Origin of the sequence: Vibrio sp. 10N.261.55.A10 (assembly GCF_041470825.1) — a bacterium.
Classification (GTDB): Bacteria; Pseudomonadota; Gammaproteobacteria; order Enterobacterales; family Vibrionaceae; genus Vibrio; species Vibrio crassostreae_C.
On the sequence record NZ_JBFRNC010000016.1, the window covers coordinates 60,539 to 77,197 of the forward strand.

At 43.2% G+C, this 16,659-nt stretch carries 12 protein-coding genes and 2 pseudogenes; 6 read left to right on the forward strand and 8 right to left on the reverse strand.

Annotated features, from left to right (window positions below; translation table 11 throughout):
• Positions 1-182: 182 nt before the first annotated feature.
• Both tnpC (AB4274_RS04575) and AB4274_RS04580 read right to left on the reverse strand, forming a co-directional pair.
• Positions 183-1,261 (reverse strand): annotated as a pseudogene (gene tnpC / locus AB4274_RS04575) (IS66 family transposase); the annotation flags it as partial.
• An 89-nt stretch (positions 1,262-1,350) separates the two neighbouring features.
• A pseudogene (locus AB4274_RS04580) lies at positions 1,351-1,782 on the reverse strand (transposase); the annotation flags it as partial.
• A 190-nt stretch (positions 1,783-1,972) separates the two neighbouring features.
• Here AB4274_RS04580 and AB4274_RS04585 point away from each other — a divergent pair.
• From AB4274_RS04585 to tnpC (AB4274_RS04605), 5 genes are all read left to right on the forward strand, one after another.
• The gene (locus AB4274_RS04585; RefSeq protein ID WP_372111169.1) at positions 1,973-4,063 is read left to right on the forward strand and encodes a carboxylesterase family protein; all 2,091 of its coding nucleotides are present in this window, start codon (positions 1,973-1,975) and stop codon (positions 4,061-4,063) included.
• A gap of 56 nt (positions 4,064-4,119) precedes the next feature.
• Complete coding sequence (locus AB4274_RS04590) at positions 4,120-5,823, forward strand: hypothetical protein (RefSeq protein WP_241910562.1); 1,704 nt, start codon at positions 4,120-4,122, stop codon at positions 5,821-5,823.
• Positions 5,824-6,296: 473 nt separating this feature from the next.
• Positions 6,297-6,614, forward strand: coding sequence for an IS66 family insertion sequence element accessory protein TnpA (gene tnpA, locus AB4274_RS04595; protein ID WP_017068715.1), 318 nt, complete (start codon positions 6,297-6,299; stop codon positions 6,612-6,614).
• Positions 6,611-6,964, forward strand: a complete 354-nt coding sequence (tnpB, locus tag AB4274_RS04600; protein ID WP_017062948.1) for an IS66 family insertion sequence element accessory protein TnpB — start codon at positions 6,611-6,613, stop codon at positions 6,962-6,964. Before tnpA ends, tnpB begins: the two co-directional genes overlap by 4 nt.
• A gap of 59 nt (positions 6,965-7,023) precedes the next feature.
• Positions 7,024-8,553 (forward strand): IS66 family transposase, encoded by a 1,530-nt coding sequence (gene tnpC / locus AB4274_RS04605; RefSeq protein ID WP_372111171.1) that lies wholly within the window; start codon positions 7,024-7,026, stop codon positions 8,551-8,553.
• Positions 8,554-8,752: 199 nt separating this feature from the next.
• Here tnpC (AB4274_RS04605) and AB4274_RS04610 read toward each other — a convergent pair whose 3' ends face one another.
• Entirely contained in the window at positions 8,753-9,586 is an 834-nt protein-coding gene (locus tag AB4274_RS04610) for an alpha/beta fold hydrolase (RefSeq protein WP_017071757.1), read from the reverse strand.
• Positions 9,587-10,046: 460 nt separating this feature from the next.
• Here AB4274_RS04610 and AB4274_RS04615 point away from each other — a divergent pair, with 460 nt between their 5' ends.
• A complete protein-coding gene (locus AB4274_RS04615; RefSeq protein ID WP_372111173.1) occupies positions 10,047-11,429 on the forward strand; it encodes an MATE family efflux transporter in 1,383 nt (460 codons plus the stop codon).
• An 87-nt stretch (positions 11,430-11,516) separates the two neighbouring features.
• Here the strand turns inward: AB4274_RS04615 and AB4274_RS04620 are convergent, their stop codons facing one another.
• The 5 genes from AB4274_RS04620 to AB4274_RS04640 form a co-directional block, all read right to left on the reverse strand.
• Positions 11,517-12,572, reverse strand: a complete 1,056-nt coding sequence (locus tag AB4274_RS04620; RefSeq protein WP_136973497.1) for a DUF1254 domain-containing protein — start codon at positions 12,570-12,572, stop codon at positions 11,517-11,519.
• 439 nt (positions 12,573-13,011) lie between these two features.
• Entirely contained in the window at positions 13,012-13,962 is a 951-nt protein-coding gene (locus tag AB4274_RS04625) for a LysR family transcriptional regulator (RefSeq protein ID WP_372075023.1), read from the reverse strand.
• Positions 13,963-14,103: 141 nt separating this feature from the next.
• Positions 14,104-14,730 carry a LysE family translocator gene (locus AB4274_RS04630; protein ID WP_017066602.1) on the reverse strand — a complete coding sequence of 209 codons (627 nt, stop codon included), beginning with the start codon at positions 14,728-14,730 and terminating at the stop codon, positions 14,104-14,106.
• 234 nt (positions 14,731-14,964) lie between these two features.
• A complete protein-coding gene (locus tag AB4274_RS04635) occupies positions 14,965-15,828 on the reverse strand; it encodes a delta-class carbonic anhydrase (protein WP_017072180.1) in 864 nt (287 codons plus the stop codon).
• A 357-nt stretch (positions 15,829-16,185) separates the two neighbouring features.
• Positions 16,186-16,647, reverse strand: a complete 462-nt coding sequence (locus AB4274_RS04640; RefSeq protein ID WP_029235242.1) for a hypothetical protein — start codon at positions 16,645-16,647, stop codon at positions 16,186-16,188.
• Positions 16,648-16,659 lie beyond the last annotated feature (12 nt).

Genomic DNA, 16,659 nt, shown 5'->3' on the forward strand with positions numbered 1-16,659 from the left:
ATTAAGTTTGTGACGTAAACCATATAGAAAAGCGAACCGAATGGTTCGCTTTTTTCGTCGTTGTATCGGTCTCTTTGGCCACCGCGTTCAATTATGGACTAAAAGTACAAAAGGCTTGTACATCCGTTAGCTTGTCTCATGAGTCTTAGGTAAACGCCCCATGAACCTACAGGGCGATATTACTAATGTTTGAAGTTCCAAGGCAGGAGTGCATCGATATCGGGCTCTGCTTTTGCTAGCTCTTTCATGCACTTGACCATATAGTCATAGAGGATAAGGCCGTTGGCTTTTGCAGTCTCGACGATACTGTAAAGCATCGCGCTCGCCTCAGCGCCATTTGGTGTGTTGGAGAATAGCCAATTTTTCCTGCCAATAACCAGCGGTTTAATTGCGCGTTCAGCGCGATTATTATCGATAGATAAGTGACCATCGTCGATATAACGAATGAGTTTAGGCCATTGCCCGAGCGTGTACTTTATTGCTTTGCCTAGTGGGCTAGAGCCTATCACCTTCTGGGTTGTCATCCATTGGTAAAGCTCATCCAGTATCGGCTTGGCATACGCTTGACGCTCTGCTTTTCGCTCTTCGGCAGGCACTCATTTTAAGCGTGATTCTATCCCGTAGAGCTTTTGGATTTTAGCCAGCGCTTTATCAGCCTTGCCCGATTTACCTTTCCCTTGAAGCTTCTTCGCGTCCATAAACTTGCGACGAGCATGCGCTAAGCACCCCACATTGGTGACGTGATGAAGTCCTTCATAGGCCGCGTAGCCATCGGTTTGTAGATAACCGTTGTAGTCACCTAAAAAAACACGGGACATGCCCTCGCGCGACTGTTTTGATAGTCGTACAAGGCGATGTTTTTCACATTCGGCAGTGCCGCTTCGGGCGAGTCAGCGCCTGAGCAGTAGAGCCACATATAACACTTCTTCTCTTCCTTGAGCACATTGAGCGGCGTTTCATCCGCCTGAACCACCACTTGCTGAAGTAGGTGGTCTTTCAAAGCGGCATAGAGTGGTTTGAACTTATCACTGACTTGGATAACCCACCTTGCCATAGTGGTTTGTGATAGCTCGATACCCTACTGGGTAAGCAGCGACTCTTGGCGGTACAGTGGCATCGCGTATTGATATTTACCAAGGGTGATGTTGGCCAACAAGCTTTCTGTGGCAAAGCTTTTAGGGATGATGCTCTGGGGCGCTGGCTTTTGAAAGATACGGCTGTTGTCTTCAGTTTGCTCGCACTGACGACAAGCATATTTAGGTTATCAAGCTGTCCGTTCTTAATCATAGTCCAAAGATCTACCCCTGCAAGAGTAGCTTTTGCTCCTTCATCAGATTTCCACCCTAGGCACTGGTGCATTTTACCTTTCACTCTACGGTGACTTTGTTCAGATACATTACCTGAAGCACTTCAATTAGATTGAGCATCTTCCCCGTTAACCAAAGGCTGACGTTGATATTATGTAACGCTAATGCGTTAGCACCACTCTTATCTATCACGACCTTTTCGGGCAAGCCATTATGGCTAATTTCCTGGTGAAGAAGGCGCGAGCTGCCTTCTCGTCACGGTATTCGCACAGTAAAAAATCAATCACATTACCGCATTTATCAACGGCTCGGTAATAATACTTCCACTGGCCTTTGACGTTAATGTAAGTCTCATCCATCCGCTACGAAGTAGCGACAGGCTTCTTTCTTCGGTTTCACGGTAGCTCAGCTTATAAGAAACGTAATAACGAACAGCCGGAAGAATGATGTCGGAAGGAAAGTGGCGCCTGTAAATTTGATGGCCATAGCGTCGGCAGTGGTGAATTTTGATGAAGAGTTTAACCTATCACCACTGTTTACGACATAACCTGTAATTGTAATATTGTCCACCTTTTCTGATTTTTAAGTCTAATATTAGAAGATTGATTTTGGTATTCAAAGCGTGATAGCAATGTTCTTTACTTTCGATATTGAAGAGGTAAGTGATGACAAAAGTATTTTTGGTCTTGATCGGAGTTGTACTTTTCGGTTGTCGTGATGATTCTACTGAGTTCAGCTTTACCCCTGCTCCTGAAGAGGAATCACCTCAACCCATTACTTTTGAGGCTCAAATAGGTGAAGTGACTATACAAGGCCTCAAAGAACCAATAATCACAGTCGCCCCTTCACTTTCTGCGACTGAAGACGGTACCTCACTGGTTACAATAGAAACGTTCAAAGGGATACCTTATGCTTACTCGGGCGATAGTAGCGAAGGTGATTTTTTCTTCGGTGCGCCTGACCGTTTTGAACACAGTGTGATGCTGCCTCTAGTACAAGCGGTGACCGAAAATAATTCGTATACAGACTTTGGGAACATATGCCCTCAGTTTGGCTCAACAGAATTGTACTCAGAGACCTGCCTTTACTTGAACGTATGGAGACCTAATAATGCGACTTCAGGTGATTTATTACCTGTGTATGTTTATATCCATAGTGGTTCGTTTGAAACGGGATCTGGACACCTGCCCAATATAATTCCAGATGTCGCCGTTGCACAAAGTACAATGAGTGATAACCCCTTTATCGCTGTTACTTTTAACTACCGTCTTGGTTTATTGGGAAAACGGTGGGTTGAAGATGCAGGTCAAACGAAAGGGGGCAACTTTGCGGTTGGTGATCAAAAGCGAGCTCTAGAGTGGGTTAGCCAACATATCGAAGACTTTGGCGGAGATAGTACAAACGTCACTGTATTTGGGCAAGGTGCTGGTGCGACATCAATTAATGCGCTTCAGCAAACAACCAGTGGAGAGCGCGATCCTGAAGATGATATTGCCGGTAATTTCTTTAGCAGAGCGATTATGCAAAGTTTACCGCTCGGACTTTCATTTGAATCATACGCTGCAGCGAAAGACCAATACGACACTTTAGAAACTGCAATGGCAACGCTGTATCCTGATTTAAGTATTAACCAATTGACGGTTGATCAGATTTTAGAACTACAAAAACAAGTAAAAGCAGAAATAACGGGACGCTTGTTTGGTTTACCTGACCAAACCATCGAAAGTATGGTCAGTGACATCTTGGGCTGGATTGAAGATGGCGATAGCACGGAATCGATTGTGGCGAAGCTTACTTTGAAATACGCATCGGATATTGCAGCAATCGAACCGAGAGCGAAATTACTTCCCTTTTCACCCTACATTGAGTCCCATCGTGAGTGCATAAAGACATTCCTTGGGGTTTGCACAGAATATGAGGAATACCCAGGCTATCACGTAACAAGCCTCGCTCATGAAGCTCCTTTAACCGTCCCTTCTATTATAGGATTTAATAACAATGAAACGGATAGTTATATAGCGGAGTTAAAGTTACTATTCTTGATTAATATAGAATTATTACCGGGTATTAAATTACTTGATGTTGTCCTATTTTTAATAGGAGATAGTGATGATATTCGTGATTTTCCACAAATAGCAGATATACCTGCGTACACGTTAATATCATCAATCCTATATGTAGATCGGTTGACCGACACGCCTTTACGCTTTGATGATTTCTCACCATCGGAAAATCCTACCACTTTAGATGGGGTATCAGAAGAGATAAGAAAGTTTAATCAATTAAATAATCAATTGATATATAAATGTGCTATTCGTGATTACGCAAAAGAAGTCGATCATGACATCACTCCTATCATTTATCATTTTGACTATGTCGCAAGTTTTAATAACCAGCTGATTGAAGACTCTATTTTTGACACAATAGGTAATTTGGCTTGCTTCGGTGGAAAAGCCTGTAACCAAGCTGAAATTCCTTTTGTATTTAATCGATTATATAACCAAAGCGGATCGAAGATAGCGCCTGATGAAGGTGACCTTCTTCTTATGGGAGAAGTATCGAGTTTGTGGTTTAGCGATGAATTATTCAACCCTGAATATCGATACCAAGAAGATACAGATAACATATTGGTGATAGTTAATAATGCCACGGATGATGGTGGCGAAATAAACAAGAATATTACAGCGTGGGATGCTACGATAAATATGGGTATTGATGCTAGCACATCACAAGGTATTTGTGATGCTATTTACTAAGTCGTCTTTTATTACAGTGAGGTAGGAATGATGCTACATATGCTAAATAGAGTTTGTTGGATAGAGATGAAAGTAAATCATCGAAATTTTTTTTTATTTTATTTCGTAGATCTTGGTGCGTAAGTTTCTTTTCTTTTATTTTGATACTCTCTAATATTGCTAATGCAAAAGAAGCTTCGATTTTTGAGCAGTATGGCATACCGGAGCACCTACCTAAGTATGGTATTAGTACTTTATCTCAAGGTGATCATATTGTTGAGCACGTTCGTAAAGTCACTTCAATTAATGAGGAGGCTTCATCTTCATCTTTTTATTTAGTGCAAACAACAGATTTAAAGGGAAATATTGATTTGAGGATTAAATATTTTCAGGATCAAATTTCTCAAATAGATGGTGAACCTTCACTCTCAGAAGATGGTGGAGCGATAGACTCCATTGAATATTTGACTAAAACAGAATATCGACTTCGCGCCTACTCAGATAGTTACGATCGGTCTTCGGTTACCGTTGAAGAATTAGATGAACGTCGTGCAATTGTACGTTTTAACTATTCTAAGTATCAACTACCTCAAGATGTCGCCTATTTTCGTTTCATGCGAGTTGAGATAAGTGTTGAAGATCGCAAGCCTGTTAAAATGGTGATCACTAATTCGCAACCATTTACCTATGGTACTTATAGAATTGAGGATTATAGACAAGAAATCTTAATCAGTGAGCGTTACAATGGTCAATTTTACGTTAAAAGCAAAACCATTGTGGCAAACGGAGTAACTAGAAAAAAAGAAAAGCTTACTCTGTCATTGCTCATGACTCCCGTCGCTTTTTATGACGATGTAGATGGTGTCGAAGTTCTAGATAGTGAAAAGCTTGAAGAAGCATCAGATCCTCGTATTCGAGAAGAAAAGGTCGAGGTCAGTAGTTTTTTCCCACTGATGGGAGACTTAGTCCGTAGACAAGGTATTGATATTCCTCTTCCATACGGTTTTTCTGTCGCTTATCGCAATCAAGATATGGATCTTGGCTTTCAATCTTTTAATTTAGGTCTCGGAGCATTAGGCCTTCAGAATTTAGATAAGGACTTTGAACCGACAGAGACCTTCGCCAAAGTTAATGCTGAGAGTTTTAGTATAAGGGGAGATGTCTATATTTTGCCTTTCTGGAATGTTTACGCTTTAGCTGGAAAGATTAAAGTTAAGGCAACCATTGATGCGCAATATACATCGGAGAGTTTAAACGAAGTTAAAGATAGTTTAAACGGCATCGATCCTGGATTAGGTGATGCCTTATGTAGTGCGCTAAGCAATGAAGGACTCCCTCTGTGTAGCCCTGGTCGATTGAAGCTTCCTTTAAGTCTTGACTATGATCTGTTAGGTGTGGGTACTACACTAGCCGTCGGGTATAAAGAATTTTTCGCCACGCTTAATATGACCGCATCTCAAACACGATTAGAGGGCTCTTCGAGCTGGGGTGATACTCTGTTTGTTGCTCAACCAATGGTTGGTTATCAGCTTGTTGATTATAGAGCTCAGTTATTAATTGGTGCTGAATATCAAGGCTTAGATTCTACGTTAGCCGGTAATCTAGGTTATGTAGATGCGTTACAAGGTGAGTTCACTTATGACGTTGATGTTTCTCTAAATCAATGGGCTTATTTGATTGGTTTTAATAAGCAAATAGGTAAACACTATAATATCACAGCCCTTTATAATAAAGGTGAAACAAGAGAAGCATATACAGTTAGTTTGGGCTATCGATGGTAAATGATTGTGTTAATACTAAGCTGAAATATGGGGAGTATCCGTAGCTCAATTTATTTAACATTAATCTAACAATGTGGCCATGAAACATCTTAGTTTCTTATGGCCATTTTTTTGTTCGGGTAGCATTCTGATTTAAAGGCTCTCCGCCACTTGAAACGCAACACCTCACCCGCGAGAAGAGATGCATCAAGCACTTGCGTATTTTCATCCAAGCACATCGAAGTTGATTATAATCGAACAAGAAGGACAGTGCTCTTGGATATCTAAGCCCAGTTAACTTTGAAAAACAATATGTCGCTTATGCGTATTTCGGTGATTGCGATCGGCTGTTTCCCCCCGTGTCAGCATAGTTGTCGTCTAGATTTTTAAGGGGATAACAATGCCAGCTAATCCGTAAGCGTGCCATGAACACCGCATTCTAATCCTTCAGCACGAAGAATAAGATCAACTCTCCAACCCAAAGGAGAGTTGAAATGGCAAAACGACGTACCAACCTAGAATGGCAATCACTGTTTGAGCAATATGAAAGCAGCAGTGTTACCCAACGCGCTTTTTGTGAAGAGCATGGACTGAGTTTATCCACGTTCTTTGCCAAACGGCGTCAACTCCAAACAGCAAGCCAATCGGAATCTGTCGGATTTGTTAAAGCCGAAATCGTTGAAAAGACAACCAAGTATCAGGCCCAGATAGCTACGGCGAACATGACACTTCTCATCAATGATGTGGAGCTGAGCATTCCTCAAGGCACGCCAGCCACCTATCTTGCTGAACTCATTGGAGCGTTGTCATGAAAGGTATGCTCAGCGCTTCAGACATTTACCTTTATCGTGAAAGCGTCGATTTTAGAAAGTCCATCAACGGCCTTGCAGCGATTATCGAAAATGATACTGACTTGCCTCTTGGCAGCGGTGCGCTGTTCCTGTTTACCAATAAACAGCGCGATAAGATTAAAGTGTTGTACTGGGATAAAACAGGCTTCGCCCTCTGGTATAAACGCCTTGAAAAAGCCAAGTATAAGTGGCCTTCAAAAGAGAAAAATCAGGTGTTTACCCTCACTCAATTTGAGCTTGACAGACTGCTTTCAGGCTTCACAATTATCGGCCACGAACCCATCAAAATAAACGATTTTACAATGAGTTAATCGAGAATAAAGCCTTATTCTCCAAGCGTTAACGGCACGATTTTAGTATAATCAATGCTATGAAAAAGACGCCAAATATCTACCCAGAAAGCCAAGATGTTGCCGAGCTACAAGCGATGGTAGCTGCTCTGATGTCGGAGAAAAATGAGTGGAAACAAGAGCGCCAATCGCTGCTTGAACAACTCAAACTCGCCTTCGACCGTCAGTTCGCGAAACGCTCGGAGGCATTAAAGCCTTACGATGAATCACAAGGTGACCTCTTCAACGAAGCGGAATGTGAAGCCGTTAAAGAGGACGAGGTTGAGGTGACAACCACGACCACAACGAAAAAGCGCGGTAAACGTAAATCTCTGCCTAAGACCTTGCCTCGTGAGGTTATCGAACTTGATGTAGACGACCATGAAAAGCAGTGCGCTTGCTGCAATCATAGCCTGCATAAAATCGGGGAAGACCGCAACGAGAAGCTAGAGTTCACGCCAGCGGTACTCAAAGTGTTGGAATATGTTCGTCCTAAGTACGCTTGCCGCCAGTGCGAGAAAACAGGCGACAGCAGCCGAATCGTTCAGAAGCCATCCCCTCAGAGCCCCATCCCTAAAAGCTTCGCCACAGAAAGTTTGCTGACCAACATCATTCTTGGAAAATACCAATACGCGATGCCACTTTATCGTCAAGAATCGCTGTTTAACCAGTCGGGTATCGAGCTATCACGTACCACCATGGCTAGGTGGGTCATCCAAGTCAGTGAGAAGTTCGCCCCGCTGTATGCCGCCTTGAAAGAGCACCTACTTCAACAAGTGGTGGTTCAAGCGGATGAAACGCCGCTCAATGTGCTCAAAGAAGAGAAGCAGTGTTATATGTGGCTCTACTGCTCAGGCGCTGACTCACCCGAAGCGGCACTGCCGAATGTGAAAAATATTGCCTTGTACGACTATCAAAACAGTCGCGCGAGGGCGTGTCCCGTGGACTTTTTAGGTGACTACAACGTTTATCTACAAACCGATGGCTACGCGGCTTATGATGGACTTCATCACGTCACCAAGGTAGGGTGCTTAGCGCATGCTCGTCGCAAGTTCATGGATGCTAAAAAGCTTCAAGGGAAAGGTAAATCGGGCAAGGCTGATAAGGCGCTGGCTAAAATCCAAAAACTCTACGGGATAGAATCGCGCTTAAAAGGTGCGCCTGCCGAAGAGCGAAAAGCAGAGCGTCAAGCGCTTGCCAAGCCGATACTGGATGAGCTTTACCAATGGATGACAACCCAGAAGGTGATAGGCTCTAGCCCACTAGGCAAAGCAATAAAGTACACGCTCGGGCAATGGCCTAAACTCATTCGTTATATCGACGATGGTCACTTATCTATCGATAATAATCGCGCTGAACGCGCAATTAAACCGCTGGTTATTGGCAGGAAAAATTGGCTATTCTCCAACACATCAAATGGCGCTGAGGCGAGCGCGATGCTTTACAGTATCGTCGAGACTGCAAAAGCCAACGGCCTTATCCTCTATGACTATATGGTCAAGTGCATGAAAGAGCTAGCAAAAGCAGAGCCCGATATCGACGCACTCCTGCCTTGGAACTTCAAACATTAGTAATATCGCCCTGTAGGTTCATGGGGCGTTTACTTTCCATCTTAGTTATCTGTGATCAGTAGATTTTAGATAAACAAAAGCGAACCACTTGGTTCGCTTTTTTGTTTTTGGAGAATCAATCATTTCAAGCTGAGAGGTAAAGATCGCGCCAGCTAACCAACAATCCACATATAGACTTTCTATTATCGTTGTTGAATATCTAAGTTTTGGTTCTATTTGTAACGCCAGTAATAAACTTATCTACTTCCGCATAGAACTTGGCCGGATCGTTTTGCACCCAGTGGTTTGCGCCCTCAAATGAAACGTTGTCTAACGTACTAATAAACTCTTTCGCACGCTCACAACCCTCTAGGCTGTCAGCACCCCAAAAATATACTTTAGGTATGGATAAGTTTTCGAAAATTTGTCCCCAGCCAACCACGCCACGGATATCTTGAGTCGCATGTTGTCCGTAGATTTCACTGGCGGTTTGACCAAGAACCTCTGGCTCACATCTTCTAACTGACGAAAGATACTTAACACCTGCTCCGTGTCCCCAAGCCATGGGAAAACGTTTTGAGAAACCTTCTCCTTTCACCCAGTTCGCAAACTCGTCAGTGCTTAGTTCAGAATATGTATCTGCAATAATCTGGGATAGGATGATGCTTTCTTCGTGCAGTCCGCCTTCAGCATTAATGAAACCACGCACGATGCCTCTCGTGTCGTATTCACAAATCAACGTCGATGTATCGCCTCCCCAAGAGTGCCCAAGTAGAAAGCAACCATGGATGCTCAATAAGTCGAGTGCTTTCAATATTCGATTTGCTTGAGTTTCTGTTGAGTGGGATATATTCGAAGCAGGAGAATAGCCATAACCACACAGGTCGAACATGACTAAGTTGTAATTCGGTAGCCAGTCAAACACATCGGCAAAACATAAATGCGACTCACCCAACCCATGAATCAACACCAGTGTTTCCTGAGACTCTTTGATATCAGTCGACAAGCAATAAAGCTGATCACCATCGATCTCTAACCACTTTTCTATCAACACATTATCCTCACACTTCTAATCGCAGACTTTGGATTTATCTTAACGAATCCAACACGATAAGAAAGGTTAATTTGGTTAAGTTTTATAAACTTATTGACCTTACTGTAAGGGGAAGGTTTAAGGTCAACTCACGAGCTCAATATAACTAGGAAACGATTATGGGATGTTGCAATAAAGCGCCAAAAGGTGGAGCCCCTCTTGGCTTACTTTTAAAAGTCACGCTTGGAATTGGGTTATTTGTGTTTCTGCTGGCATTGTGGCAATAGGAGAGTTATCCAGCACTAGATTTGAAGCTAAGACGTGGCGGTATATATCAGAGCAACTTGAACTCAATAAATCCAATGCTTGACCCTATACGGTAAGGTGTTTATATTGTCGCCCGCCCAACGGGGCACATCCTAAAATGCACACCGGCCATCCTGCCATCATTCGTGTATTTATATTGGTGTTGTGAACTTCCATGCTAACGAAACTTCGTCCTTTTACTCGTGAATCGGGTGCGCTTATGCATCTTTCGATTCCAATCATTTTGACTCAAATAGCTACCCAAGCGATGGGATTTGTCGATACGACAATGGCTGGCCAAGTAAGTCCTGCCGATCTTGCCGCTATTGCGCTCGGCACCAGCCTTTGGATTCCTGTATTACTGCTACTACGTGGCGTGATTATGGCGTTAACGCCTGTTGTCGCTTACCACCGTGGCGCACGTGACTTTCAAAGTATCTCTGTTGAATTCTTCCAGATGGTTTGGTTGGCATTAATCGCGAGTGTGCTGCTTATCGCTTACTTGGTGAGTGCGAAACCGATCCTAGAATGGATTGGGGTTGCCGCTGAAATCATCCCTATCGGCAGTGACTATGCGTTTGCCCTAGCCTTTGGTGTTCCGGGTATTGCCCTGTTCTACACCTTGAACGGCTTCTGTGAAGGTATGAACAACACCAAAGTGCCGATGATCATTTCGGTAATTGGTTTGCTGATTAACATTCCGGTCAACTACGTGCTTATCTACGGTAAGTTTGGTTTCCCTGAAATGGGTGCTGTAGGTTGTGGTTGGGCGACAAGCTTGGTGTACTGGTTAATGTCGGGAATGTTGTATTCCTACATTAAAGGTCATCACCATTACAAGACCATCATCAACTTTTCAGATGCGAAGCCAAAAGCAAAAGAGATGCTTCACCTTCTAAGGTTAGGTTTACCTATCGGGATGAACATCGCGGTGTGTGGCAGTATCTTTGCGGTTATCGCATTGATGATCGGCCGTATTGGTGCCGAGAATGTGGCAGCGGCGCAAATCGCTCTCAATATATCGAGCCTAACTTATGTGATCCCGATGAGTATCTCGTTTGGCATTACGATTCGTGTTGGACACGCTTTGGGTGAAAAAGATGAACTTGGCGCGATTGAGCGCAGTAAAGTCGGTATTTTGGTGGCAGCATTAATCTCGTTGCTTTCGGTAGCGATGTTCCTACTGTTCCCTGAATTAATCATTAGGCTTTACACCACTGACCCAGTAATCAGTGCAACAGCGGCAGTGTTATTGACCTTTACCGCTATGTACCAATTCAGTGATGCTCTGCAAACCTCTGCAAATGGTGCTCTGCGTGGCTATAAAGATACCAAGATCCCGATGATCTTAGCTATCGCTTCATACTGGGGCTTAGCGTTACCACTGGGTATGGTGTTGGGCTTAACAGACCACATTGTTCCAGCAATGGGTGAAGAAGGCTTCTGGATTGGTATTCTGACGGGATTAAGCGTATCAGCTGCGTTGATGTTGCTTCGCTTGCGATACGTAATTAAGAAGCGTGACTTACCACCAGCAAGTACTCCATTGTTATACTAAGATAGACCTATAAGCTAATACAAAAAAGCGCGTTATTGCTACTCGGCAATAACGCGCATCTATAATCGTTGTACGACTATCGCAACATTAGTTCACTGCTTTCACGTAAGGAAGCACTCGGAATCCATCACGTACTTTTTGGCTTGGAATGTAATGACGGAAAGCTAAGTTAAACACACCAGAATCGTTTTCTGTTTTGATGTTGTTTACTGCATCATCACCACAACCAAAGCTTACGGTGTAAGTGCCGTCTGCATTTTTCTCAGCCGTGTTTGAGCTTACGTTCGCCACTTCACCAAACATGAAACCTTGCTTGTTGTAGACCGTTACCGACCAAAACGCTTGGTTCTTAGGATCATCAAAGGTTGCCTGATGACAAGTGTCTGCTGGGAAGTTACCAGAGACTTCGTAAATATTGTCATCTAACTGCGCGCCACCCCAACCGATAGCCGCGCCCACTGCGTACTTCTCTTTGGTAAACATCTCTTTTGAAGCATCTTCAGGGCTGGTAAACATACCAAACGTCGCCTGAGCACCATCGCGTTTCAGTAGTTTCGGCATTTCCATTTTAAGGTTTTTCTCTACCTCATCGAATGATTTCTCATCCACTTGCATTGCCATAAATTTGCCGTCTGCTTTTGCATCAATGCTCATCTGATCTTGGATTTTATGAACTTCATCTTTGGTGAACGTCGCATCAGTACGAACGATGACATACACGTGGTCTCCACTATGAGTAGAAAGATCAAACGTACCAGAACCGTATTGCATTGGCTGAATGCGGTGGTCTTCTGTAATCACTTCCATCGACATGTATTTGCCTTCAGGAATCTCAGGTAGCGTAATCGTCGCGCCTTGCGAAACGTTAATCACAGCCATTGAGTAGTAAGTGTCTCGGTTCATTCGAACCACAGGCTGTTTATCGGTTGGCGTGAGTTCGCGTTTGTGTAGGAATTTATTAACGCCAACAAGCTCTTGGTTTTTCAAATATTGGCGTGACGTTTCGTACACCGCGTAATTGTCGACGGTAGTCACTTCACCATCGGCATTGAAGAACTCTGTCAGAGTTGAAACTTCTTCAGCTGCGTAAGAAGAAAGAGAAACTGCGCTTAAACCTAAAACTACTAATGCTAATTTTTTCATTGTTGACCTCTAATAAATCGATAACGCTAAATCAATACATAGTCCATTTGTTTTTGTTCGAACAGTTAGTTCGTTAACCGCTCAACTTGTGAACAATGTTATCAAGGCAGCATAAATTCACAAATGACATCGCCGTATAAGAGATATGCATGAAAGTTATGTCACCACTGTCGATTTATTCTTAAGATGAACGATTACCTTCAACAGGCTCACTGCTTAACAATAGACAGGTAGGGTAATTAATCCAGTTTAGGGCTGTCGTTGAAATTGGCTGAGCGCAAACCAACTGATGATTAGAAATAATAAAGCAGGAAAGGAAGACGTCATGTTATGAATCACAGGCGCTGAAGTATCTAAACCAGATCCATATGAAAACTGGAGGTCGGTTATTGCTCTAGCTGGTTATTGCTTAGGCCAGCTCTAAAGTCCGTAGTCTTAATCAACTGTCACAAACAACGTCTTCAATCACCGACACGACTAAGTTCTTGAACCATTGATGGGCTGGGCTAGTAACAGTTCTTTTATGCTCAATCAAAAACAGCTCGAACATTAACTCGGGAACATTATCTAGAGAGAATATCGGCACTATCTTGTCGCCTATTCCCTCTAGTTCCGTCAATTTGTGGGTCGCAACCAAAATTGTATTCGAACTCTGCATCACTTCCACTAACGTAAGAAGCTGTCCGCTTTTAAAAGCAATGTCTCTTTGCATTCCATTCTTAGCTAAAAAAGAGTCTACAGGGTGTTGCAGTCCGTAATTCGAGCGAATATCGAGCGTGAGATCGACAAAGCGAGATTCAAGGCACTGCTCAAGTGTGACATTTTCAGCTTTGGCTAAAGGGTGATGTTCAGAAACGTAAAATACTGGATAGATCTGCCCAAGACTCACGTATGGAAATTCGATTGGATTGCTCGGGGCTTCGATGTGAATCGTAAAATCCACATCTCGTGATAACAGCTGGCTAGTAGGCGTTTTTGCAATCGGATATTCGATAAGACTGGCGTTTGGAGCATCGTGCATGAACCGTTCAGCAAGGGGCACAGAAAGCATCCGACTCATTAATGGCGGTACAGAAACAACAAAGGTTTGAACACACTCAGCAGGATCAAACGCAGATTTCGTTACTAGGCTTCGCATCGCCAATAGCAACTCTTCTAAAGGTGCTTGCAGTTCTAACGCTTTTTGCGTGGGCACTAAGCCATTAGACTCTCGATAGAACAGTGGGTCATCAAACAACTCTCGCAAGCGACTTAAGGTACGACTCATCGCAGGCTGAGACAGATACAAGGTATTGGCAGCTCGCGTTACGTTCCTCTCTTTGATTAAAACACTTAACGACACCAATAAGTTTAGATCCAGCCGAGAAAGCTGTTGTTCGATAGTCATCATAAGACATGCATCTGAGTAATATCACTCGTTAAATAATTGCACCATTGTGACTAACAAACAAGTCTCTGTTTAAACGATGGCATTTATATCCAACTAAAAAGGCGAACCCATCGGTTCGCCTTTTTGTTTAAAGATTCGTATTTATCGATTGATCGCCAAATATGAGCCAGCAGCAATCATTATTCCACCAGCACTTTGGTTTAACCTTTTATGTGCGCGTGGCGTTTTTAACAAACCTGCCATTCTGCCCGCGCCCACAGCGATAAGCATTAAGCCTGACATCAGAGCAACAGATGCTAAAGCAGAAACTAATACGATATCTTGTGAGCGCAGAACAGTCAGATCAATAAAAGTCGGCAAGAACGAAATATAAAACAGAATCACTTTAGGGTTCGATGCTGAAATCAAAAAGCCTTGCGCGAAACTCGCGAGTTCAGATTTCTGACTCTGTTTGGCCGCAAGTTCCGCAGAGCCTTGCACTTCAGGCAGGCTCTTAAACATCTTGTAGCCCAAGTAAATCAAATAAGCTGCACCAACATAGCGAATCACCTCAAACGCAATCGACCAATTCTCGGCAATCGTTGCTAGACCGAAACAGGCAAGCGCAAGGTAAATAAGATCACTGCATATCATACCTAACGAAAGCGTGACGCACTTTCGCCATCCTTGAACCATAGCACGAGCTAAAATGGCAAAGACGCCAGGCCCCGGAGTAATACCAAATACAAACATGGCAATAAAGAATGTAATCGCACTTTCTAATGACATTGGACTGTCCTTTTCTATAACCCAACATAATTGATCATGAACGTATCATGGAGCTTCGATTCTGGTAAAGAACGTTTTTTACTAAATACGATTTACACAACTCATGTATTGAATAAGTGTCGCACGTAATTTACCCACCAGACTTAATTAAACCTAAACCTAAGTACTTTTCGTTAGGGCATAAAAAAGGCGAACCTATTGGCTCGCCTTAATCATTTTGTTCGCCAGAATCGTTTAGTCGTTACGAATGGGTGATAACAACTCAGGGTTAACCACCAAGTTTCTCACACCGTGGGCGTGATCTTCGTTAAAGTCATTGCCTTCACACCAGCTACCTACTGTCGCGATATTTACTTTCGCGACTTGTGGTCTAACGCTCCATGTTACTTGGAAAGGTGAACCTTGCTCATTATAACCAGGACCCGTTGTAGAGCCTGCGTATTGGATCGCTGAGCCCGTATCTTGTGGGATGTTTGGTGCTTGGTGTAAGCCGTTCACTTTTGAATGTTTAGCGAGCGCTTCAAAGTCGGGTGCTTTGTCGTCATTCACTAATACGTAAACTTGGGTTTCTACACGCAGTTGCGGGTTGGTAATCGCATCGTTAAAACAAGCACCCAGTGTTTCACCCGGTTCAACTTGAGCCGTTGAATAAACATAGTGAACTTCAATGGTGTCACCCGAATGCAAAGAACCATGCTCGCTCGGACAAACCTTGCCCTCAAATGGTTTCAGCTCAGCAGAACTCAGCTTGCCTGTGTATTTAAAGCCACTCTGGAATCCCTTACCATCACCGTTACCAGCGTATTGAGTAAACTCTCCACCTTTATGCTCAGCATTTTTATGGAAGTGAATATTACATAAGTTCATCGCTGTTGAATCAGGGGCATCCGAGAACAGCCTAGTATTTTTACCTTCTAATGAACCCAAATCTCGTGGAGCTTGCGGTCCAAAACCTTGTCCTTGGGTATTTTCAGAAAGCTTTGCTCTTTGTTCTGCGATAACACCATCTGATACAGACTCATGGTTCGCGTCTGATGCATTTGCATGAGCTGACAACATCACCAATGCGGCACTTAAAAACACACTCTTATTCTTCATTTTTCTTCCCTAGAATATTGATAACTAAACCCAAACCGACTTAACAGCAAACATCTTACTATGCTCATAAGTGAATATAAGGCTTGTCTTTGTAAGATTAGATTTCATTGCTTACTTTGGGATGAGTATTAGAACCCTTGATGCATATAACAAGTCAAACAGGGTAAATTCGGCGAGTCCCTTCCAGAACGAATAATTTCCTATTTACGTTAACCGTCGCCTGACTCAGCGCTCAGATAAGTGAGCACGATTCTTAGGAAGAACGGTGGCCAGATTTAGAAGATCAAAAAAGGCGAACCATCTGGCTCGCCTTCACGTTTCATTCTATCTATTAGGTTGTGGTTCTAAGTTAACGATTTAACCGTTACCGGTGGCAAATATCCCAAACGTCATGACGTTCAATGCATCTGTCACGCCCTCTAGTGATTTAATCACCGTCTTAGTCGGTTTATTATGACGAATAAAATAGCTTCCGATGCCTTTTTCACCGCCACTCTTAGCATCGCTTTCAGTTGTTTCTGTCGCTTCTATTTGAGAAGGCTCCACTGATTCTGGCTCTGCATTGGCGTGAGCTATCGTGTCTTTATTTGAATCAAGGTTAGTGAGTGGTTGATGATTAACGATTGAATCATGGGAAGAATCAACGCTGGTCTCAGCGTTTGTATCCTTTGAAGTCTCGAGATTACTCTCTCCCTCTATACTTTTCGACATAGCGTCTTCGTTGCTCAATGTCTCGTCGTCTAGCTGATGATTACTCGTTGAAGAACAGGCTGTTAAGAAGAACAGGCTAACGATGAATATGAGTAAGTTTCTCATCATAATGATAAAGCA